The organism is Herpetosiphon giganteus (genome assembly GCF_016907925.1).
Taxonomy (GTDB): domain Bacteria; phylum Chloroflexota; class Chloroflexia; order Chloroflexales; family Herpetosiphonaceae; genus Herpetosiphon; species Herpetosiphon giganteus.
In genome coordinates this window covers 21,556-44,828 of record NZ_JAFBCZ010000012.1, presented here as the reverse complement: position 1 = coordinate 44,828, position 23,273 = coordinate 21,556, and the positions used below count along the sequence as shown (strand labels likewise).

General features: G+C 51.4%; 14 protein-coding genes. 5 read left to right on the top strand and 9 right to left on the bottom strand.

Translation table 11 applies throughout. The features are described from left to right. Positions 1-548 precede the first annotated feature (548 nt). Entirely contained in the window at positions 549-2,564 is a 2,016-nt protein-coding gene (locus JOD20_RS12600; protein ID WP_204755595.1) for a hypothetical protein, read from the top strand. A gap of 49 nt (positions 2,565-2,613) precedes the next feature. On the opposite strand, the gene JOD20_RS12595 is transcribed toward JOD20_RS12600, so the two are convergent. From JOD20_RS12595 to JOD20_RS12555, 9 genes are all read right to left on the bottom strand, one after another. After that, positions 2,614-4,266 carry a phytoene desaturase family protein gene (locus tag JOD20_RS12595; RefSeq protein WP_420828951.1) on the bottom strand — a complete coding sequence of 551 codons (1,653 nt, stop codon included), beginning with the start codon at positions 4,264-4,266 and terminating at the stop codon, positions 2,614-2,616. Between the two features lie 27 nt (positions 4,267-4,293). After that, positions 4,294-4,845, bottom strand: a complete 552-nt coding sequence (locus tag JOD20_RS12590) for a metal-dependent hydrolase (RefSeq protein WP_204755593.1) — start codon at positions 4,843-4,845, stop codon at positions 4,294-4,296. Between the two features lie 256 nt (positions 4,846-5,101). Continuing rightward, positions 5,102-6,988 (bottom strand): tetratricopeptide repeat protein, encoded by a 1,887-nt coding sequence (locus JOD20_RS12585; protein ID WP_204755592.1) that lies wholly within the window; start codon positions 6,986-6,988, stop codon positions 5,102-5,104. Further along, the gene (locus tag JOD20_RS12580; RefSeq protein ID WP_204755591.1) at positions 6,978-8,282 is read right to left on the bottom strand and encodes a site-2 protease family protein; all 1,305 of its coding nucleotides are present in this window, start codon (positions 8,280-8,282) and stop codon (positions 6,978-6,980) included. Before JOD20_RS12580 ends, JOD20_RS12585 begins: the two co-directional genes overlap by 11 nt. Before the next feature lie 2,066 nt (positions 8,283-10,348). Beyond that, complete coding sequence (locus JOD20_RS12575; RefSeq protein ID WP_204755590.1) at positions 10,349-10,810, bottom strand: GNAT family N-acetyltransferase; 462 nt, start codon at positions 10,808-10,810, stop codon at positions 10,349-10,351. Positions 10,811-10,893: 83 nt separating this feature from the next. Further along, positions 10,894-11,823 (bottom strand): DUF1444 domain-containing protein, encoded by a 930-nt coding sequence (locus tag JOD20_RS12570; RefSeq protein ID WP_204755589.1) that lies wholly within the window; start codon positions 11,821-11,823, stop codon positions 10,894-10,896. Positions 11,824-13,019: 1,196 nt separating this feature from the next. Next, a complete protein-coding gene (gene corA, locus JOD20_RS12565; protein ID WP_239583839.1) occupies positions 13,020-13,994 on the bottom strand; it encodes a magnesium/cobalt transporter CorA in 975 nt (324 codons plus the stop codon). Between the two features lie 68 nt (positions 13,995-14,062). Beyond that, positions 14,063-15,859: a TolB family protein gene (locus tag JOD20_RS12560; RefSeq protein ID WP_204755587.1), complete on the bottom strand. Its 1,797-nt coding sequence runs from the start codon at positions 15,857-15,859 to the stop codon at positions 14,063-14,065. 47 nt (positions 15,860-15,906) lie between these two features. Then, entirely contained in the window at positions 15,907-16,650 is a 744-nt protein-coding gene (locus tag JOD20_RS12555) for a response regulator transcription factor (RefSeq protein ID WP_054534636.1), read from the bottom strand. 358 nt (positions 16,651-17,008) lie between these two features. Between JOD20_RS12555 and JOD20_RS12550 the strand changes: the two genes are divergently transcribed. The 4 genes from JOD20_RS12550 to JOD20_RS12535 all read left to right on the top strand — a co-directional run bounded on the left by JOD20_RS12550 (position 17,009) and on the right by JOD20_RS12535 (position 23,267). Then, complete coding sequence (locus tag JOD20_RS12550) at positions 17,009-18,151, top strand: FtsW/RodA/SpoVE family cell cycle protein (protein ID WP_204755586.1); 1,143 nt, start codon at positions 17,009-17,011, stop codon at positions 18,149-18,151. Between the two features lie 354 nt (positions 18,152-18,505). Next, a complete protein-coding gene (locus tag JOD20_RS12545) occupies positions 18,506-20,830 on the top strand; it encodes an outer membrane protein assembly factor BamB family protein (RefSeq protein WP_204755585.1) in 2,325 nt (774 codons plus the stop codon). 11 nt (positions 20,831-20,841) lie between these two features. Beyond that, positions 20,842-21,999, top strand: coding sequence for a PP2C family protein-serine/threonine phosphatase (locus tag JOD20_RS12540; protein ID WP_204755584.1), 1,158 nt, complete (start codon positions 20,842-20,844; stop codon positions 21,997-21,999). Beyond that, positions 21,996-23,267 (top strand): VWA domain-containing protein, encoded by a 1,272-nt coding sequence (locus JOD20_RS12535; RefSeq protein ID WP_054534632.1) that lies wholly within the window; start codon positions 21,996-21,998, stop codon positions 23,265-23,267. The genes JOD20_RS12540 and JOD20_RS12535 overlap by 4 nt, the downstream gene beginning before the upstream one ends. The last annotated feature ends 6 nt before the right edge of the window (positions 23,268-23,273 follow it).

Genomic DNA, 23,273 nt, shown 5'->3' with positions numbered 1-23,273 from the left:
TGGCCATGGAGTTTAGTTTTAGCCCTTTGTTACCTCTTTAATCAACATTTGTAGTATTTAATAAGTATGGCTTTTTTCGCCTCCCTTCCGTCCCTCCGCCGGAGGGAAACGCCGGGGGTTTTCATCCCCCAGCACCCCCTAATGTTTCTCCGTGGATTGTTGCTATGCTTCCTATTCCCCACATTAATTAGTTTTGTGCTCTTCATACTCTTCGTGGAATTCGGGCAATTCGTGGCTAAAAATAAGCATTCGTGATTTCCTGACCCCTGATCGCTGATTACTCAGTATCAGTTCGCGACCCTTCCGTCCCTCCGCCGGAGGGAAACGCCGGGGGTTTTCATCCTCCAGCACCCCCTAATGTTTCTTCGTGGATTGTTACTATGCTTCCTATTCCTCACATTAATAGCTTCGTGCTCTTCGTGCTCTTCGTGGTTTCGTTACCTTAATTCCTCGTTCCTTCGTGCTCTTCGTGTCCTTCGTGGTTTCGTCTCTCTCGTCGCTCGCCTATGGTATGCTAGCGCTGTTTGATTAGTTAAAAAGGATTCAGTGTGTCGCAACGCTTAATTCATAGTCTTGTGCTTTTGGGCTATCTGCTGCTTGCAATCATCGCTACCTATCCGCTGATTGGCAATGTTGCAACCCATGTGCCTTCGGGTGCTGGCGATGCAGCCCAAGATTTATGGGAAAAACTCTGGAATCTTGAGCATGTGTATCGCAGCCTGCTTGCTGGCAAATCGCCTTTTTTTACCGACCAACTGTATACGCCAAATGGCGCTGCGCTCTATTTTCACCCCTTGAGCATTACCAACGCGATTATTGCGCTGCCGATTATCGCCATATGGGGCGTGATTCCAGCTTATAATTTTTTGGCGCTTGGCTCGTTTGTGCTCAGCGGCTATGCAGTCTATTTGCTCTGTCGCCAATGGCAATGCTCGTCGCGCAGCGCCTTTCTGGCTGGCATGATCTACAGTTTTTCTGCCTTTCATGTTGGCCACCTCACCCTCAATCACCTTGAATTGTGGAATATGCAGTGGTTGCCGCTCTATTTCGTGGCCTACGAACGGGTGCGCCAACAACCTTCATTCGGGCGGATTGCCTGGGCAATTCTGGCCTTGCTCGCGGTGTTGTTTTCAAGCTTGTATATGGCGATGTATGCGCTGCTCTGGACATTGGTCTGGCTTGGGTTTGATCTGGCGCAGCAACCACGCAGCCTCAAACATACTTGGCAACGCCTACGTGCGCCACTGATCATTGGCGGCGTAACTTTAGTCGTGATTCTGCCATTAATGTTGCTTCCAATGTTGCGCCAGGCCGCGCAAAATTCGGTCTTGATTCGCAGCGTTGAGGAAGTGAGCAAGCGCGCAATCTCACCCTTGGCAGTTCTCCAACGCTCAACATTATCCTATTTAGGCATTGTTGGGCTGGCGTTGGCCGTAATTGGCGTGGTGTTGACCAAAAAACAAGGCTTGCGCTGGATTGTGCTCGGGCTTGGGGCATTTTGGCTGGCGCTCGGCCCACGCTATGGCTTGTATCAAATTTATAATCTCTTGCCAATTGCCCAATTCGGGCGCTACCCCGATCGCTTTATCGTTTTAACGTTAATAAGTTGTGCGGTGCTGGCGGCCATGGGCGTGGATGCGCTGCTGAAGCGTTGGCAAGCGCGTTGGCATGTGCTGGCAAGCGCCGTTTTGCTGCTTTTAATTGGGGTTGATAGTTGGCCAAGCCAGCGGCCATTGCTCCAACCAAGCCATCACCCCGTGTATGAGCAAATTGCCGCCGATCCAATCACTGGCAGTGTGCTCGATATGCCGATTCGCCGCACCAACAGCGCGTGGTTTGCCATGTATTATCAAACCATCCATCAGCGCCCAATTATTGATGGCGTGTTGGCGCGGCCTGTGCCACGCATCCCAATTTTTGATATTCGGCTCGTTCGTGGCTTAGAAGAACCAGAACTTAATTTGCCAGCGCAGGATATTTTTCCGGTGCAGCAACCGCTGGCAGCCACCAGCTACTTTAATTTGCGCTACCTCGTGTACTACCGCAAATCGGATATGCCGAATCAGCAAGTGCCGACGTTGGAGCAAGTTGAAGCGCTCACTGGAGCCAAGGCCAGCGAAATTGCCAACGACCAAACGCTGGTGGCCTATCGGTTGGATTGGCAACCAAGCAGCGAGCCATTGACGAGCCTGATGGAATTGGGCACGGGTTGGTATGAGATTGAGGGCAGCGAGCATGATTTGCACCGCTGGATTAAAGATGCTGGGGCTGGCGCAACCTTGGGCCTATATCCCACTCGCCCAATGCAAGCCCAGCTTCAATTGAAATTGGTTGCATTCGATCATCCGCAGGCAGTCGATATTTTGCTTGATGATCAATTGTTGGCAACACTGAACGTTGGCACAGCCGTCGAAAGCTTTACGCTGCCAATCGATTTAGCTCAAAAAAGTTATAAACTGCGTTTCAAACCCCATGAAGCAGGCATTAACCCAAGCTTGCAACAGCCAGGTGCCGACCCGCGCACCTTATCAATTAGCGTTTTTGAAGCAACAATTCAGCCTTAAACAAGAGCTGCTCAGCGATTAATTCGACTGAGCAGCTCTTGCAATAGCTTTATTTCTTTTTCGCCCAGGCAATTGCGCCTAAGGCTGCCGCCGCGCCAAGCGTCCAACCAACCCATTGGCGTGATGGCTGGCGATCTTTGAGCACAGTTTGGGCAGTGTTATAGCCCGATGCTGCAAATACGCCGCCACCAGGATGGGTGCTCGCGCCAGTCAGATACAAGCCCTTGATCCCAGCCACCCGATACTCGGAAAGCTCAGGCAGCGGGCGGAAGGCAAACATCTGATCAAACGACATTTCGACATGCATCACGTTGCCGCGCAGCATACCAAAGGTTCGCTCCAACGTTAATGGCGTTTGCACATAGCGATTGCTAATTTTGCCACGCATATTTGGCGCATAGCGATACACAACTTCTAAAAGTTTGTCGGCCTCGCGATCGGCAATGCTATCCCAATCTTCGCCATTGCTTAATTCATACGGGTGATATTGGCCCCACAAGAACAGCGTATGCTTGCCCTTGGGCGCAACATCGGGGTCGATTGCACTAAATGTCATAGCAATGACTGCTGGGTCGGTTGCTGGCACGCCGCGATCATAATCGCTGACCGCACGATTGAGATAATCGATCGATGGGCAAAGCAGTTGCAAGCCATGATGCGATGGATGCGGGCGGCCACCAGAAGGCGCGGCCAAATAATCAGGCAATTCATCAGCGGCACAACGCACGGCCATGCCAAAGCCATTGCCAACCCGAATCCGACCAACTCGCTCGGCGAGGCCATTCGGCAGTTGCTCACGCTCGACCAACTTGAGCAAGGTGGTTTGCACATGAGCATTCGAAATGACCATTGGCGCGCTGTAGATTTCGCCCGAGGTTAATTCAACTCCTTGCACAACTCCATGCTGCACAATAATGCGCTCAACTGGCGCATCGAGCAGCAACGTGCCACCATCGCTTTTGAAGCGCGCAGCCATCGCTTGGGTCAACATGCCAGAGCCACCGCGTGGATGTTTCGCGCCGCTTTCGTGCAGCATCGAATGCCAGCCAGCAAAATCGCCGGTGCCAATTTCGTGCGGCGGCGGGCCAGATTGCGCCGCCAACCAGCCCATCGCAGCGCGCATGGCTTCGCTTTCAAACGTTTCGTTGATCAAATGGCCATACGAGGTAAACAAACGCCGCAGAATATCCAGCGGATGGGTGCCTTTTTCGCCCTTGAATTGGCCAGTTAGCATCTGGCGACCAAGGTTGGCAGGCGATGGCGATTTGAGAAACACATCAAATACGCCTTCGTTGAGCGGCCCCCACAGCGCCACGAATTGGCGATAGGCATGGGCATCCTTGGGCGAAATTTTTTCAATCGAGGCACAGGTTTTGTCTAAATCGCGCCAAAATTCAATTGCGCCGGAACCATCAGGCAATGGATACCAGGCAAACGGGTCCATATCAATATATTCGAGGCCAAATTTATGCAGCTCAAGCTCGCGCACCACTGGCGTGAGGTGAATCATAATGTGGGCCGATGAGCCAACATCCATCTTATAGCCACCAAACATGGTTTCGGTGCAAACCGCGCCACCAACAATCGGTCGCCGTTCGATCACAAGGGTTTTGATTCCAGCTTTTTGCAAATAACAGGCACAGGTCAATCCATTATGCCCGCCGCCAACAACAATCGCATCAAATTGGGCCATGTTCGTCATCGCTCCACACTATCGAGATTGCTTATGCTACGCACGAATCTGCGCTTTGGACGTATCATAGCGCTGCCGTAGCCAGGCCACAATCCAGCCAAGCCCCAGCCATGGCAGCCAAATCCAGCGTAATTCTGAGAGCAGCACATTCCAGCCGCGCTCGGAAAAAAGCCGCGCCGCGCTGATTGGCGCAACCGCAATTGGCCGCCACTCAAAAAAGACTCGCTGGCTGCTGAACGGCCACCACAGCGCCACGCCACTGCCGCCATTGGTCAGCATATCGTAAAGCGGATGGCTGAAGGTTGCCATAAACAACACCAACGCCGCAACCCAGCGTTTGCAGCCCAAGCGCGGCGCGCAGAGCGCCCCCAAGCTGGCGATGATTGTCGCAAAGCCAAGTGAGTGGGTAAAACCACGATGGCTCAGCAACGTGCCACGCGGCATGTCCAGCCAAAAGCTAATCCCATCAAAATCAGGGCTAATCGCTGCAATCGAGGCGCAAACCAACAACGGACGGCTGATCCGCTCGCGCCCAAGCGCCAAACCAAGCACCAAGGCTGGGGCCACATGACTAAATATGGTTGGCATCAGCAGCTCCTCAATCAAATGAGCCTCAAGGGATTGTTCCTTGAGGCTCAGTATAGCAATGATTTCGCCAACAAATGAAGATTCAGTTGCAGCGGTTTATAAGCTTGCAAGGATTTTGCGTTCCCTCACCCCCCAGCCCCCTCTCCCACTAGACGCGGGCGAGGGCGAGCACCCGTTTTTTCCAAGGATTTTTGCAAGAACCACGGCGTTAAAGCCCCTCGCCCGTTGGACGGGAGAGGGGTTGGGGTGAGGGGACTTAGGCATTGACTTCGTGGGCGTTGGCCAACAATATCGCTTGCTGGCGATCGTGCTCGGCTTCTGGATAGCGTTCGAGCGCTTCCAACGCTACCGCACGATTTTCGTACAGCTCAGCCAAATCGGGCTGCAATTCAATCGCGGTGTTCAAATCGGCCAACGAGGCAGCCAAATCGCCAAGCTCATAATAGAGAATAGCGCGGTTGGCAACAATGCCTGAGTCGTTTGGCTTGAGCTTCAGGCTGGCGCTATAGTCTTCGATCGCAGCCTGAGTTTGGCCCAAAGCTTCGTAGCATTCGGCCCGATGGTTGAGCGCCACCACGTTTTTGGGATCAATATCCAGCGCACGGCTAAACGCCCCAACTGCTTGCTCAAATTCGTCTTGCAATTGATAGCATTGGGCAAGGTTGGTCCAGACTTCGGTATACGGCGGGCTAAGCTCGATCGATTGGCGATAATCGCGCTCGGCTGCTGCATAATCGCCAATTTGCAGATAAATATTGGCTCGTTCGTTGTAATATTCGGCGTAGTTGGGGTCCATTTCAATTGTCAAGGTGTAATAATGCAGTGCATTCGGATAATCTTTGAGCGAATCGTACACTTGGGCAATGTTATACAGCAAAACCGAGCGATGTAATTTGTGTTCCTCGGTATCTAAACCGGTTTCCAGCTGTTTGTAACATTCTTGGCAAATTTCAATCGCTTCCAAGGGTCGTTTTTGGAAGTGGCGAATTAATGCCAAGCCATTGCGATTGAATGATGATTGGAAGAGTTTTTCTTGGGCTGGAATATCGGCCTGCTGAATCGCTTCAATGCCCAAATTAAGATAATGCTCGGCCTGATCGTAATCGCGGGGCACGGCAAAGCGCCCATGAATCATCGCAATCAAGTAATACCAGCTAAATAAACGGGCTGGATTATCGGTGATGCTCACCGCAGTTTCGGCAATTGCCAAGGCTGGCTCGGCCTGTTTTAGCCCAATATAACAATTGTAGAGCTTCAAATAGGCGCTGAGCCGAAAATCAACGCTCTTCGGGAAATCGCGCTCCATTGCAACTTGCAACGGCTCGCCATAATACAGCGCATCTGCATACAAGCCACGTGTCGAGCAGATCGAAAGGCCTTCGTGCATAAAGCCCAGTCGCTTGCGTGGCTCGTTGGCGGCGGTTGCCAGCTGAATCAATTGCGGCAAGTGCAATTCAATTTCAATGGGATCAAAGGTATGGTCGCGCTCTAGCTCATCAAGCCGTTGTTTGGCCTCAGCAGGATCTAATTCAGCGACTGGCTGATCTGCTTGCCAATCGCCATTGATAAGCTCGACATGCTCGGCCCAACTTTGATATTCGGCCAATAACTCAGCGTTTGGCTCAATCAAAAAGCCAATCGTCAAGCCAAAGCGTTGGTCGGCGCGGCGCAATAATTCTTTGAAAAACATCGTGACCAATGAGCCAGCCTGATCAAACTGATCGCAGACAATCACCCAAGCTTGGTCGGGTGCATGTTGGCGAAACTCATGCAGCATATCGATCAAGCCTTGCACGATCCGAAAGGCGCGATCGGCGGCATAATTGCGGGTGCGCTCTTGAGGATTGCTAATATCGGTCAGGCTTGGGTTGCGCACGGCCAATTCACGTTGCAATTGGGGCAGCACCAACGCCAATTCATAATCATATTTGACCAATAGCTCAGGCGCTTGGGCTTTAATTTCGGGCAAGAGCGAGCTAACAAAGCTATTTAGCCCAGCCCAGTGGCCCAACTTAGACCGATTCATGCTCAGCAACCATGTGCGCGCCGCAGATTGTTGGTTTAGCCATGTTTGGGCGGCTGCGGTTCGTTGCGCGCCAGCATTGCCTACCCAGACGATTAATTGCTTGCTCTTAGATGTCATCGACGCTAACCTTTCTGCGGATCAAGCTCCAAAGCCAAAGGAAGATTCCAACGGCTTGGCTGATAAAGATCAAAATGGCTGCCAAAATCGAATCGAGCACTTGCAGGTTGTTGCTTGAACTACCAAACATGCGTTCAAACAAAATGCTGGCGTAGCTCCATAAAATTGGCAGGGTTAAGAAGAACAACGAATAGAAAGCAAGCACCCGTCCGATCAGCCAGAAAAAGGCGTAGCGCTTGATAATTGTGCGCTCACGTTCGGGAATTGCCGCTTGATTATGCGGTTCTGGGCGACCCATTAAACGATTGAACTGATTGATCATATAATTGGCGGTATCGCCCATGAGGTTTGAGCAACGCAACCAGGTTGAGAGGAAATAATAAATATCGGTGCGCACGAAGAAATACAGCTGAAACAGCAAATTCAGCAGGTAGCTCCACATAAACGCCCGCACCAAAACATAGCCAAAATCCGAAAGATTAATGATTTGGCGCTGGTGCATAAACGCCAGATAAATCATCATCGCGGCGCTGAGCAAATCGACCACCATGCCCGCCAGAATTGGTAAAAAGCGCAGATTGCGCTTAATCGACCAAATTGCCGACATATCGGTTTCGGCCACAATCACCCATAAGCGTCGCCCGATGCCAAAGCGTACATCAACCCCACGCGAACGGGCGGCAACCGCATGGCCAAGCTCGTGAAAAAAGGTGATGACAAAGCCATGCAGCATGATGATTAGGGTAAAGATCGCCATTTGTTCATCGACCACCATCGCCCGCCAGCCTGCCACAATCGATGGTTGAGACAGCACAATTGCCGCCGCGCCACCAATAAAAATCGCATACAAGGCCAAAGCAATTGGGCTGAACAATAGTTGGGCTAGCCGCACCGGAAAAAACGTGAAGTGAAAGCGCACAGTGCGCGGTTGATTGGGTGTGGTTGCAACAGCTTCGGCTGTATTGGTTGGCGCTTGTTGGCCAAAGCGCACCGTATCCGATTGGAGTGGCTGGACAAAGCCTTCGGATTCTAATTGTTCGAGGAGATCAACCAAATCGGGAATTTCACCATAGCGTTCGGCATAGAGGGCTTGCGCCTCGCCAATAGTTTTGCCATGCGCCAAATCATCGAGGATTTCAACGGCTTCTTTGGGCAGCATAATGAAGTTATTGGTATCGACGCGCCCAATTAATAACTCTTCTTCGCTCTCCTCTTGCCGAACAAATGGATACACATCAACATAGGCTGATGCTGTATACAAAGGATTCGTCGAGGCAGCAACCATACTTGTCATAGCGCCAGGCCCACCCTTCTAGTGTTGGGATTAACTAAAAACCTTCTCCTGCTCACTCACTCACAGGTTCAGTTTATGCACCAACGAGGATGGGACCACCGGGGCCAATTGGGTCGCAGGAGCCTGCGTAAAAGGCCGCCGTTGTTTTGAGGGTTTCGACTTTGCGAATCGTAATCTTTTTCATGAATACTCCTTACACACCGTCGAGTCAAAAACCTATGGTTCCAGCACTGGGAATGGGCTGATGATGATTGGGCCACCACAGCCACCAGCATAGAAGGCAGCGGTCGTTTTCAAGGTTTCAGCCTTGCGAATGGTGATCTTTTTCATTGGAAATCCCCCTTAGCACTAATTTAGATTGCGGCGAATAAACTAGGGTTGGGCGAAGATTGGGCCACAGCTGCCAGCGTAGAAGGCTGCGGTGGTTTTGAGGGTTTCGGTTTTACGAATCGTAATCTTTTTCATGCCACACTCCTTATCGTTGAGGTTTGTTGCCTATGGTTGGGCGAAGATTGGGCCACAGCTGCCAGCATAGAACGCAGCGGTGGTTTTCAGGGTTTCGGTTTTGCGAATCGTAATCTTTTTCATGGGAATGCTCCTTGATAACAATTAATCAGCGTGCATTTCGTAGCGCTATCGTTTATGGCAAGCGAACGCCACCACAGCCACCAGCATAGAAGGCAGCGGTGGTTTTGAGGGTTTCAGTCTTGCGAATCGTAATCTTTTTCATGACACACTCCTAAGATTGCTCATCAATTAAGCCGAGAAGCTTATGGAAGCGGGCGAGGGCCGCCACAGCCACCAGCATAGAAAGCGGCGGTGGTTTTGAGGGTTTCAACTTTGCGAATTGCAAGCTTTTTCATAACACACTCCTTAAAACAAATAAACAATTCAAACAGCCAAGCCTATGGGATTTGGCGTGGTGGGCCGCCTGGGCCGCCGCAACCACCAGCATAGAAGGCAGCGGTGGTTTTGAGGGTTTCAACTTTGCGAATGCTCAACTTTTTCATAACACACTCCTAATAAACCCATTGCGTTAATGGGATGCTTCGAATCGATGCAAGTGGGAATCTGTGGAACTATTTGCAGCGGGAGCAAAGAGCGAAAAATGCAAATAGCAACAAGCAAAACCTATGGGATTAACACGCCACCGCGGCCTGGAACAATTGGGCCACCACAGCCACCAGCATAGAACGCAGCGGTGGTTTTGACGGTTTCGGCCTTGCGAATCGTGATCTTTTTCATGTGATACTCCTAATAAGCCCATGGCAATGATGGGAGGTTAATGAGCCAAAATAAAATCTGAAGCACTATTTGCAGGAGCTAGGAGAGAAGGAGGCAAATAGCTTGAGGATGGAGTTGTGCTTATGGGATCAGGATTCGGCCTGGGCCAATTGGTGATACGCCACAGCCACCAGCATAGAACGCAGCGGTCGTTTTAACGGTTTCAGCTTTGCGAATGATGATTTTCTTCATGGGGTTGCTCCTTGTGAGATGATAGTTAAATGTGCGACGATCATCCTCAATTATTTTGAAGCAGTGGAGCAAGATGTGGGAGGAGTTGCTTCAAAATCGTCGTAGCTGCGAGGTTTAGGGAATCACAATAATTCCACCACCGCCTGAATGACACCCGCCAGCATAAAATGCCGCAGTGGTTCTCAAGGTTTCAGCTTTACGAATGGTGATCTTTTTCACGGGAATCCTTCATTGGAATGAAAATGATCGTATTTACTTTAGGGAATTTAAGTTGGGTTTTTGAAGCAAAGGCAGGAAGGAGAAAAGGTGTTGCTTCGATGAGGTTTTGGGTTTGCCGACGTTTATTATGGCAGAACGATGATGATTGGGCCACCACAGCCACCAGCATAAAACGCAGCGGTCGTTTTCAGGGTTTCGGTCTTGCGAATCGTCAGTTTCTTCATGGGTACTCCTTAATGAATCGGTGAATTGACGCTAGTATACTTTTAATTATTAATAGTTGTCTAGCGAATAAGATGAGTAAATGATTAATAATCTTTTTCACAAATGTCACATTTCCAAATGTGCGCAATCTTACCCATAACCACGAATCAGAGCCATTTCTCATAATAAATAATCTCAAGTTGCGCAATTTGGCCACGAGCAATTTCGCGATAGCCATGTTTCAGATAGAGCTTTTGGGCTGGCGCTTGCTGCACTGAGGTATCCAGATGCAAGCGGATTAGGCCCAATTCACGCGCTCGCAGTTCAAGCGCAAGCAACATGTGCTCGCCCAAGCCGCGCCGCCAAAAATCGGGATGCACGCGCATGCGCTTAACTTCGGCCTCACGCTCGCCAGTTGGCAACAAACCGCCCATCAGTACCACTTGCCCAGCCACTTCGCCAACCAAAAATTCGCCGCCTGTAGCTAGATAATACGCTTCAACCGCTAAAACATCAGCATCGCGAGGCCCATTGCCCAGATGTGCGCCCATCAGCTGCAAGCCCAAATTATGCAGTTCCCAGACAATCGCTGCATCGCTTGCTTGATAGCGGCGGATGTGTAATTTCATTCGTTGGCTCCTTGTTGAATATAAAAAACCTGCTGTTGGCTTTCTCTGACAACAGCAGGTGCTTGAATTGCAATGGGTAGATTTTACTCTTGGAAGGTGGTTAAAAAGGTGCTTGGCGGCGATAAACGCAGCGATTGCTGCTCTTGCGAATGCGGCAAATGGGTAAAGGTGCCATTATCGTACCAAAAAACCTGATTTGAGATCGAGCCAGGGCCATTCAAGTACATGCCTTCGACCACAGGCAGCATACTCGTCCACGCTTCCAAGGCAATTGGTTCATTAATTGGGTAGCACAACACCACATGGCGATTGGGCACAGCCACCAACGTACCAAAGCGGCCCAAACATTGGGGGTAATGCTCAAGCAACAAGCTTTGCGAGCCAATCAAGAAATCGTCGCCAGTAATCGCCAGCACATTGATCCCATCATCCAACTCGTGTTCGGTCAGGCGCAACTCGCGTCCGCGCAAGTTTTCCAAGGCAATTGCAAACAATTCATCGTTGCTCTTGCCCCAGGCGGCGGCCTCGTCGCTGCTGACGCTACGAATGGTCGTTGGCAAATCGAAGACCAAGACCGAACACACATCCTGCAAATCCTCGCGATAGATCAGCTTTTCGCGCAATTCAGGCTCCAAGGCCCACAAGCGAATAGCCAACAAATCGCGAACACTCTCAAAATCGTCTATTTCATCTTGCAAGAGCACTTCGTTTTCAAAGCCCTTGTGCATTGCCTCAAAGTGATCGGTAATAACTGCCAGCCATTGCGATTGGGGATGGGCATAGCATTTTTGCGCCAAAGAGCTAAGCCCAATGCGGGTGTCTTTGGTCCAACCAGCATAATCGGCCAGCACCACAAAGCCTTGGTTTTCGGGGCGAACCGGTAAACCGAGGTTTTTCAAATATCGCTGCACGATTTGGCGAAAATCTTGCCATTGCTGTGGACTAAAAAAATTGACCCATGCTGGAGGTGTTGGTAATTCGCGCTTACCAAACGTTTTTTCCCAGTTGCTCATGGTTCCCCCCTATAAACGCTGACGCTGCGAACAACGCTCAAGCACACCAGGCGCTTGGCTTGCCAACAGGATGCCCAAAGTATAGCCGAGCGTTGCTGTGTTGATCAGGGCAAATAAACCGATTGTTGGTCGGTCTGAAGCCTGATATTTTTAATAACCGCCATGCAGAAAGTTTGGTTCCCTCAAACCTAGGAATTGGAGCATAGGTCGCGAGGATTCCCTCAAAGCAGCGATTTAGTATCAGACGAGATCGCGGGTGCATTGCTGGCTTTCTGCTAACAACATCGTCATTCCAACGCTAACTTTTAACCTGTAGACGACAATACCTTCCACCTAGATACTATCGCATGCCCCTGTGTCATACAATGTCACCATTGTGAAAAAACGATGAGGCTTTATTAATTGTTGATCGCTTCGCAGGCGAGTGCAAGGGTTTAGGGCGAAAAGCTCAATCAGCTAGCTACATGGCTAGCTCGTAGGAAGAATGGCTTTGTGGATTGATTTTTTAACGCAGAGGCGCAACGTGACCGAAGGATGAAGGATGAAGGATGAGGGATGAAGAGCATAGAACAGAGAGCAGAGAACATAATTCCAACAATCTCTGGGAATCTGTGGCTCAAAATACGTATTCGGGCAATTCGTGGAATTCGTGGCTAAAAAGAAGCCTTCGTGCTCTTCGTGGATCAATTCATTAACGCAGAGGCGCAGAGGAAGAATGGCTCTTGGCTATTGGCTTTGGGCTATTGGCTAGCGGAATTTCAATCTCAATAATCTGTGTCAATCTGTGGCTAAAAAGAAGCCTTCGTTTTCCTAACCCCTGAACACTGATAGCTCACCATCGTTTCGCCTCCCTTCCGTCCCTCCGCCGGAGGGAAACGCCGGGGGTTTTCATCCCCCAGCACCCCCTAATGTTTATGTGTTGGAATGTTAGTGTGATTCCTATACCCCAATAATTTTTCTTTACAGGCTTCGTGGATCAATATTTTAACGCAGAGGCGCAGAGAACCGAAGGATGAAGGATGAAGAGCATAGAACAGAGAGCAGAGAACATAATTCCAACAATCTCTGGGAATCTGTGGCTCAAAATACGTATTCGGGCAATTCGTGGAATTCGTGGCTAAAATTCTTCGTGTCACTTCGCGCTCTTCGCGGTTTTCGTCTCCCTTGCCCCTGAACCCTGAACCCTGAACCCTCACTTACAGCCAGCGGCGGCGGCGAAAAAACCAGAGCATACCGATGATAATCAGCAGCATAATTGCCCACACCATGAGATAGCCATAGCGCCAATGCAGTTCGGGCATCATTTCAAAGTTCATGCCATACAGCGAGGTAACGAGGGTTAAGGGTAAGAAAATTGTGCTGACGATAGTAAGCGCCTTCATAATTTCATTCATTTTGTTTGAGGAAACCGAGAGGTAGGTATCCAAGGTACTGCCAACCACGTCGCGCACGCCTTCGCTGAGGTCGGTGATGCGCACCAGATGGTCGTAAATATCGCGAAAATAAATTTCACAGTTACGCGAAATCACATCGAACTCGCCGCGCGAAAGCCGCTGCATCACTTCACGTTGGGGCGATACAACCCGCCGTAAGCCTAAAATGCTGTGCTTCAGCTCCAAAATGCGGCGCAAGGCACTGGGCTTGGGGTCTTGAATGATGCTATCTTCCAGAAAATCAACTTCTTCATCAATTCGGTCAAGATAGGGCAAAAATTCATCAACAATTGCATCGAGCACTGCATGGGCCAAAAAATCAGCGCCGCGCTCAAGAATCCGCCCATCGCGGCCAGCCCGTTCCCAAATTGAATCCAATGCCGCCAAGCGTACATGCGAGGCTGTAACCACAAAATTGCGGCCTAAGAAGCAGTTTAATTCGTCGGTACTCAAGCGCGATACATCTTCGCCCACTGCAAGCGCATGCACAATAATAAACAGATAATCGCCAAAATCATCAACCTTAGGTGGTTGATAGCCAGTGCTCAGGGTATCTTCGATTGCAAGCGGGTGAAAATGAAACATGTCGCGCAAAAAGATATCGTATTCACTTGGCTGACACGAATACAAATTAAGCCACAGCATGCCTTCGCCACTAGCACGCATTTCGCGAATTTCATCAACGCTGCTGAGTTTGCGCAACGCTTGGTCGGGCAAGCTATACATTGCTTGAAACATAGACACCATCTTTTGCTAACAAAAAGGGCAAGTCGTGTGACTTGCCCCAAACGCTAATTTGCTCGCGCTTATTTGACGCTGGTAATGCCATCGTCGGCAGCAATCAGGCGCGTACGGGCTGAATTTGAAAGATCATACAGCCATAATTCGCTGGCTCCGCCAATCACTGGCTGCGCGCCGCGCTCAGTATCGGGCGATTGTAAAGAGCGTACATACAACATCGTATCATCAACGACTGCAACTGAGCCTAGATCGCCAAGGGTCGAGCCTTTGACAATTTGGCTATCTTTGCTGCCTTGGCGGCTGTGGAGGCTATAGTTCAGCACTTGGCCGCTACGACAAATCACATTTAAGTAATAGAGTGTGTTGTCGTTGCCCCACGCCAGCGGACGCACCCACCATTGGCCGCTAATCAGGTCAAGTTGTTTGCCGCTTTGGTCGAGCACAACCAAGTCGGCCCCACCATCAGCCCGAATGGCTTCGACGGCAATCCGTGTGCCATCAGCAGAAACGCTGGCTTTGCCAACACTCGCATAGTTGCCAAGGCTGGCTTGGCCAAGCAAGTTATCGGTGCCGCTCAACGGATTGCTGATTAGCAACGCACCTTGGCCGCCATCGGTATGCCCAACCGTCAGCACTGAGCCATCGGGCAAGGCATGCGGCATGCGGCGGCTCCACTCATCGAGCGGCGAGACCGCGCTGGCATCGCCACCATTGGCAGTAACTTGCCACAAGCGATAACTATCAGGCGCTGCATCACTCCACGGCGCAGTAAACCAAATCACGCCGCCATCAAGCGCCCAAGCTGGCTCGGCACAGCCGCCAACATCGGCAACCAAGGTTTCGTTATCGCCATCGATGGTGCTTGTCCAGAGTGCGCCTTGGGTTGGCAAGCCATCGGGATTAGCGCGACAGAAGGCAATTTGGGTGCGATCTGGGCTGAGCGCGACATCGCTTTCGATTGCCAAGGTTGTGGTAATCGGCACGACCCGCGAGCTTTCGTAGCGGTACAAATCGCCCTTGCTGGCAAAGACAACTGGCTGCTTGGGAGCAGTTGGTTTGCCATTGCTCTTAGACAGGGCATCATCGCTAAGCACGGTATTGGCATTATCGGCAATCACGACATTTAAGCGACCGCCATTAAGCTGAACGGTAAATGGCAAGGCTTGATCAAGCCCAATTTCGATCAACACGCCTGCTGAATCGCTGCTCGATTGCGAGACGACCGAGCGCACATGTTGCAAGGTATCGAGGCGTAAAACTTTGGTCAGCGTGACCGAAGACGAACTCCACAGCTCATCGTGTCGCCATAATGGCAAATCGATTTGAATGACGCTGGCGATGGAGCTATCGTTAGAGAGCAACTGGGCGGCAGCAGGCGGCACACAGCGCACTTGGCCGTTGACCGGGCCGCTGCTTGAAGTTAATTCTAAAAAGAGCCGATCGCCATTTGGCGTGCGATCAAGCCCAGCATTATTGAGCCGTGCACTAAACCGCTCATCACTCACTGCCCCAAAATTCTGGGTGCAAAAACTGCTGCTCTGATTGGCAGTTGGCGTGCTCAGCGGCGTTGCCTGCGGCGTTGTTTGTGGAATAACTGCTGAAGGGTTGATTGGCGTGGCACCTTTGGTTGGCGAAGGCCCAACTGTGCGAGTTGGCGTAACCGAAGGCGCGCTAGTTGGCGACGCAGGTGCAGGCGTTAATGTCACCGTAGCCGTTGGAGTAGCCGTGCCTGTCGGAGTTAAGGCGAGAATAGTTAGCTGATTTTGTAACGGGCGAGCAGTGGGCTGTGGGGCTTGTTGACATGCTGCGAGCGCCACAACGACCAAGGCTAAACTCACACGTTGCCGTAACAACAACTTCAAACGACACTCCTTGGACAAATCCAAACCGGCGGTGGGCAACGCCGCAATTACATCCCAGAAAACGAATTATCGTTTTGCACAATTTTAATCCAGCCCCGCTGTAATGCAAATACCACAGCTTGGGTGCGATCGTTAACCGCTAGTTTGCGCAAAATTGATGAAATATGATTTTTGACTGTTTGATTGCTAATTTCGAGCCGAGCAGCAATTTCTTTATTGGTCTGACCAGCAGCAACCAATTCGAGCACTTCGATTTCACGCGGTGACATCGGCGAATAGACATGCTCGGTATGGGTATCCATGGTGAGTTGGCGAAATGAATCCATCACAGCAGCAGCAACCGCTGGCGTATTCAGCACCAAATCATTAATGGGATAATTGCCTGAGCGCACCATATCGACCGAATTGATCAAATCGTCCCAATCGATCGTGCGCGAAAGATAGGCCGCAACGCCAGCGCGCAGAGATTTGACGATCCCTTCTTGATCGTTAATATCGCTGAGCAAAATCACGCCAATATTGGGGTGGTTTAATTTGACCGTGCGCGCAACTTCAATCCCGTTGACCCCAGGTAAATCAACGTCCATCACAATAATATCGGGGTTGCTATAATCGACCAAGCGAATTGCTTGTTGGCCGTTGCTGGCCTCGCCAATAATTTTATAGCGGGGCACTTGACCAAAATGATAGCGCAACCCTTCGCGATAAATCGTGTGGGCATGAACCAAAACAAGATTGGTTTTGGCGGCTGTATCGCCGCGGCGGCGCGGGCCTTCCGCAGATGCTTGCATACGATCCACTCTTTCTGGAATCCTAAGCATATCCTCTTTAATAGAAGATATGCGCAATTATACACGACGACGAGCATCAGCAATCAAGAGGTTAAACGCGAGTGGGATAGCAGATGCTGCTATTTGGTGATAATACACTGAATTATAGCGAATAGGCTAGCCTTATTCCCAACAATTTGATGACAAAGCGCGAATTGCTCATTCAGCGTTAAGCAGCCCCCAAGCTCACATTGCCCATCGCGTAGCAAGCGCAACTGCTATAATTGCAACAACAAACGCTCAAGCTATGCCAGAATATTGGTTAATTGCGCACACGCAGCAAGCCAATATGGTATTATTTTGAGTCAGGAGGGTTATTATGTCCACTAGCATTCGCGCCCGCTCATGGCGCGAGTTTAATCCATTAATGGTTGTTGCTGTCTTGCTGTTGCTAGCAATTAGCTTACCAATGGTCTATACCACGACGGTGGGTTCAGCAGGCACCTTGGTGTTTGGGCTTGGCTCATCGTTTGCCAAACATATTGTCTGGATTAGCGTGGGCGTGAGCCTGATGTTTGGCCTGGCGCTGCTCGATTATCAGTTGCTACGTTCGTTGGCAATTGTTTTATATGTTGCGGCCTTGGGTTTGTTGGGCATGGTGGTGGCGCTTGGCCAGGTCAAATATGGTGCCCAAAGCTGGATCGGCTCAAGCCAACTGTCGTTTCAGCCAACCGAGCCTGCCAAACTCATGGTGATTATTGCGCTGGCAGCCTTTTGGAGCAAGCATGGCGATGAGCCAAGCCCGTGGAAATCGGTCTTTATTTCGCTGGTAATTCTGGCGGTGCCGCTTGGCTTGGTTATGCTTCAGCCCGACTTTGGCTCAGGCATGGTGATGATTGGGATTTGGCTGGTAATGTCGTTGGTCGCCAATACCCGCTGGGTGCAATATGGCCTATTAAGCCTGTTTGGCGCGCCGGTCGTGGTGCTGGCTTGGCTCAAATTCGACCAATATCAGCGCGAACGATTAACCGTATTCTTGACCCCAGAACGCTGCGAAACCGATATTGAATTTCGCATGCGCGCCTGTTGGCAAATTATCCAATCGCGCTTGGCAATTGGCAACGGCGGGCTGGGTGGCATGGGTTTGTTGCGCGGCGTGCAAAGCCAATTAAACTATTTGCCCGTGCAAGAAAGCGACTTTATTTTTGCCGTAACCGCCGAAGAACTGGGCTTTATTGGCGCAGCAGTGGTGATTGTGCTGCAATTAATCATCATCTGGCAAATTTGGCGGGTCGTTGAACGAGCACGTGACCCATTTGGGCGCTTGATGGTGGCCGGAATTGGCGGCTTGCTCTTGGTGCACTGCTTAGAAAACATCGGCATGAACTTAATTATGATGCCTATGACTGGGATTCCGCTGCCGTTTTTGAGCTATGGTGGCTCGTTTACCCTAACAGTTTTGATGGGGATTGGGGTCGTGCTGAGTGTCTCAATTCGTAGTCGGCGTTGGTCATTCAACTAGGTACTAGGCCAATTGAGGACTATTTGACGAGCAATGTTGCTGCACAAACCACCCATCAGCCAAGGATTTTACTTAAAATTGCCTAACCAGCTACCTTGCCCGCCTTCGGGCGATTTCGTATAATACATCGTAACATTTTCTTTCTTAAAGACTTGATCAACATTGTTCCTACAAAGCCGACTGGATTTATTCAACCAGCAGCTTTGAAGAAGCTCCTGCGAGATGCAGTAGTTGTAGGTGGATTGGGATGTTGGTAGCAATTATTGTTATGCTCTTGTTTATTTGCTGTCCTACAACATCACCCCTACTTCGGCAAGCCGCGCATTGATCGTTCCTTAAAGCCAAGGGGGCTGTATGGCGTTAATCAAACGAGGTGGGACATCGCGTTTAACCCCAATCGATGGGCCGGATGGCGGTTCATCAACAGGGCAGCCCGATGATGCAACACGTACTTTCTCTCCACAACCAATCAGCGATGACTCGACTCGCGGCTTAGACGCAACCCGCACGATTGCTCCAGCCGATCCCGATTCGACTCGTGGCTTAGTCGCCGCGGGCAATGATTCAACCAGAAGCATTGCTCCACCAGTCAATCCCGATGCAACCCGTGGGATCAATCCAAATCCTGATGCGACCCGTGGCATCAATGAGAACCCTGATGCAACTCGCAGCGTCAGCAATCGGATTGGCTCGATCTTACGCAATCAAGGGGTTTCACGGCTGGGCACGGAAGATATTCGCAATCGTGCGCCCAACCCTGATGCAACCCGTTTGCAACAGCCAGGCGCAAAACAAGCAGAGCCAAGCACGCCCCAAGCAAGCTCGCCAACGCTCAAAACTGGCACGGTGCTTGAAGGTCGCTATGTAATCGAAGGCGTTTTGGGCATCGGCGGGATGAGCGTGGTCTACAAAGGCCGCGACACCCGTTTTAAAGATGTGACGCGCTTTTGTGCAATCAAAGAGATGTTTCAAAACTCGCCCGATTCGCAAACCCGCTTGCTGAGCTTGAAGAACTTCGAGCGCGAAGCTGGCTTGTTGGCAACCCTCAATCATCCAGCAATTCCCAAGGTCTACGACTTTTTCGAAGAAGCAGGCCGCGCCTATCTGGTGATGGAATTGATCGAAGGCCACGATCTAGAAACCGTGCTCGAAAAAGCCAACGGCCCCTTGGAAGAGCACCAAGTTGGGCGCTGGGCGATTCAGATCTGCGATGTGCTGAACTATTTGCATGGTCACGAGCCAGAGCCAATTATCTTCCGCGACTTAAAGCCATCGAACATGATCGTCACGCCAAGCGATCGGATTGTGCTGATCGACTTCGGGATTGCGCGGGTCTTTACCCGCACCGATAAAAAAGGCACGATGATTGGGACGGAAGGCTATTCGCCACCAGAACAATATCGCGGGATTGCCGAAGCCCGTGGCGATGTCTACGCCTTGGGCGCGACCTTGCACCACTTGCTCACCAACATTGACCCCCGCTTAGAAACCCCATTTACCTTTGGCGATCGCCCGATTCGCCAATTGAACCCAAGCGTTTCGCCCGAAGTAGAAGCGATTGTGATGAAATCGCTCGAATACGATATGGCCAATCGCTGGGGTTCGGCAGCCGAATTTCAATCGGTCTTGATGAGCGTGCCAGGTCTGGCTCCAGCTGGAGTCGCGGTCGCTACGCCAGCAACGCCAGCCTTTGGGGCAGCAATTCGCCGTGGCGGCAAAAATACTGAGGTACTTTGGAAGTTTCGCTGCGAAGATGAAGTGCGGTCATCGCCATTTGTGCGCAATGGCACGCTCTACATCGGCTGCTACGACACCAACCTCTACGCCTTGGATACCAAACGTGGCGAATTTCGCTGGAAGAAGCCAACCGAGGGCGGTATTTCATCAACGCCGACCGTCTGGGATGAGATGGTGATTGTCGGCTCGGATGATGGCAACGTCTATGCCTTCGATACCCGTGCTGGCACCCAACGCTGGGTCTTTCGCACCGAAAAACCCGTGCGCTCATCGCCCCGCGTCCAAGACCGTTTGGTCTACTTTGGCTCCGACGATTACCACATGTATGCGGTTGATGCCACCAATGGCCGCCAAATCTGGCGCTATCGCGGCTGGCAATGGATTCGCTCATCGCCATGTTTGACCTCAAGTATGGTTATTTTTGGCGCAGGCGATGGCAGTATCGTGGCTGTCGATCTGTTCAAAGGCGGCATTCGCTGGAAACAAAAGCTCCAAGGCGGGATTGTTTCTAGCGCTGCGGCCAACGATACCATGGTCTTGGTTGGCTGTATGGATAACAATCTGCATGCGCTCGACCTCGAAGGCGGCTGGCCAATCTGGAAATTCCGCACCAGCCACTACGTGAATTCATCGCCGATTATCATTGGCAACCGTGCCTTTGTTGGTGGGATCGACGGCAATGTCTATGCAGTTGATCTGAAAAATGGCAAACAGGTTTGGCAATACAACACTGGGGCGCAAATCGTCTCGTCGCCTGTTGCCGATTCAGGTCGCATCTACATCGGGGCCGCTGATGGAACGGTCTATTGTCTCGATGCTGGTTCGGGCACGCCTGTTTGGACGCACACCTGCGAAGGCCCAATTGTTTCTACGCCAGCGGTCGTCGAAGGTGTTGTCTATATTGGGTCGATGGATCACCATGTCTATGCCTTACGTGCTTAGGAGAGTCCGCCATGGGATTTTTTCGTAAATTATTCGGGCGTACTTCAACTGAGCCAAGCACGCTTGATTCGGCTCCTGCTGCAACCGAGCAACCAGCGGTTGCGATCGAAAACCCTGCCAGCAGCGAGCCACTTGTCGAACCAACTACCGCAGCGGTTGACGTTGAGCCAGCAGCTGCGCCAACCAGCCCAGAACCAACAGCCGAATTGCCAGCAGCCCAATCTGCTGGCGCTTTGGCCACCGAACGCTCGCAAAAAACCACAGCCCCACTCGACCCGGAGCAACTGCCGGAGCGTGATCCTGATGGCACAAATTACCTTGGGACGCGCGATATTAGCAATGCGCCGATTGTGGCCAAAGCCGTTTCAACCCGTGGCTTGGCAACCTGGGCCGCGCGGGATATTGGGCGAATTCGGCGCAATAACCAAGATAGCGTTTACTCGCTGTTGATGAGTTTGCCCGATGGCGAGCACGATTTGAGTGTTGGCCTGTTTGTGGTTGCCGACGGCATGGGCGGCCACGAAGGCGGCGAAATCGCCTCGCGGCGCGCAATTGAAACTGTGATGATTGCCGTATTGGAGCAATTGGCCCTGCCAGCCATGGCCGATGAAGATCCAGGCAATCCATTGCCCTTGCTGATGATGACGGCGGTGCAAGATGCCAACACGCGGATTTGGAACGAAGCCCAAGCCCACGGCACCGATATGGGCACAACCTGCACTGCAGCGTTAATGGTTGGCGATGGCTTGTACATTGCCCATGTTGGCGATAGCCGCTTGTATGCCATGAGCGATGGCAAATTGCGCCTGATTACCAGCGATCACTCAACAGTTGGGCGCTTGATTGCGATGGGTCAATTGACCGAAGAAGAAACCCGCAATCATCCGCTGCGCAATCAACTCTATCGGACGGTTGGCCAACACCCTGAGCTGCAAGTCGATTCCATCTATCAAAGCCTTGAGGGCATTAGCCATTTGTTATTGTGTAGCGATGGCTTGTGGAGCATGGTTGACGACGATGAGATGGCCGCGATCATCAATGAAACGCCTTGGCCCAAAGATGCCTGCCAGCGTTTGATTGCCCGCGCCAACTTAGAAGGCGGCGAAGATAATATTAGCGCGGTGGTCGTTTCATTGCCACCCTTGCAAGCCCAAGGAGCGCTCCGATGAGTAACCAAGCAATGGTTCAACTGCGCATCACCCCTGGGCGGCCAGCAGTTGCCCAAAGCAACGATCCACAAATTGTCTATTTGTTGGTCGAAGCCTCGCCTTCAGGCATTCCCGATGCCGATTTGGCGATTCCGGTCAATCTTGGCTTTATTGTCGATCGTAGCTCTTCAATGCGCGGCGAACGGCTCTACCAAGTCAAAGAGGCATGTAACAACGTCGTCAATCAACTGAATCGTCAAGATTATTTCTCGGTGGTGTCGTTCAACGACCGCGCCGAAGTAGTTGTGCCCTGCCAACGCCCCAACGATAAAGACCAAATCAAACGCGCAATTGGCATGATCGAGGCCAAAGGTGGCACCGAAATGGCCACCGGCATGATGATGGGCTTGCAAGAAATCTCGCGACCCATGATGAGCCGCGGGATCAGCCGCATGGTTTTGTTGACCGATGGCCGTACCTATGGCGATGAAAGCCGCTGCGTCGAAATCGCCCGCCGCGCGCAATCCAAGGGCATTGGTATCACGGCGCTGGGCATTGGCGACGAGTGGAACGAAGATCTACTCGAAACTATCGCTTCTGCGGAAAATAGCCGCACCGAATACATCACCAACGCCCAGCAAATTGTTAATGTCTTCTCCGAGGAGATCAAACGGCTGCAAAATGTAATGGCGCATAAGGTTGAATTGCGCTTTCACTTGCACCCGCAAGCTGAGATTCGTTCGCTGTTTCGGGTGCGCCCATTTATTGCCGCGCTCACCCCGCAACTTCACAACGAAACGCTGTGGCGTATGCCGCTCGGCGAGTGGGTTGGCCGCGAAGATCAAGTCTTTTTGTTGGAGCTGGTCGTGCCGCCAATGCCAGCAGGCAACCAAACCATCTGTCGGGTCGAGATGTTTTACGAAGTGCCGAGCATCAGCAGCCAAGCCTTGCAAACCAAGGTCGATGTGCAATTGCCAATTCGGCCAGCAGAGCAAATTCGGCCAGATGTTGATGGCGTGGTTAAACACTGGCTCGAGCGAACGGTGGCCTATCGCTTACAAGCCTCGGCCTGGCAACATGTCGAGCAAGGCAATATCGAAGAAGCTACCAAAAAACTGCGCATGGCTGGCACGCGCTTGCTCGAATCGGGCCAAACCGATCTGGCCCAAACCGTGCAAGAAGAGGCCACCCGCCTGTTACGCAGCGGCACAACCAGCGATGAAGGTCGCAAACGGATTAAGTACGGCACCCGTGGCTTGGTAGCTCGCGAACGGGGCGGAGAGCAATAGGAAGTT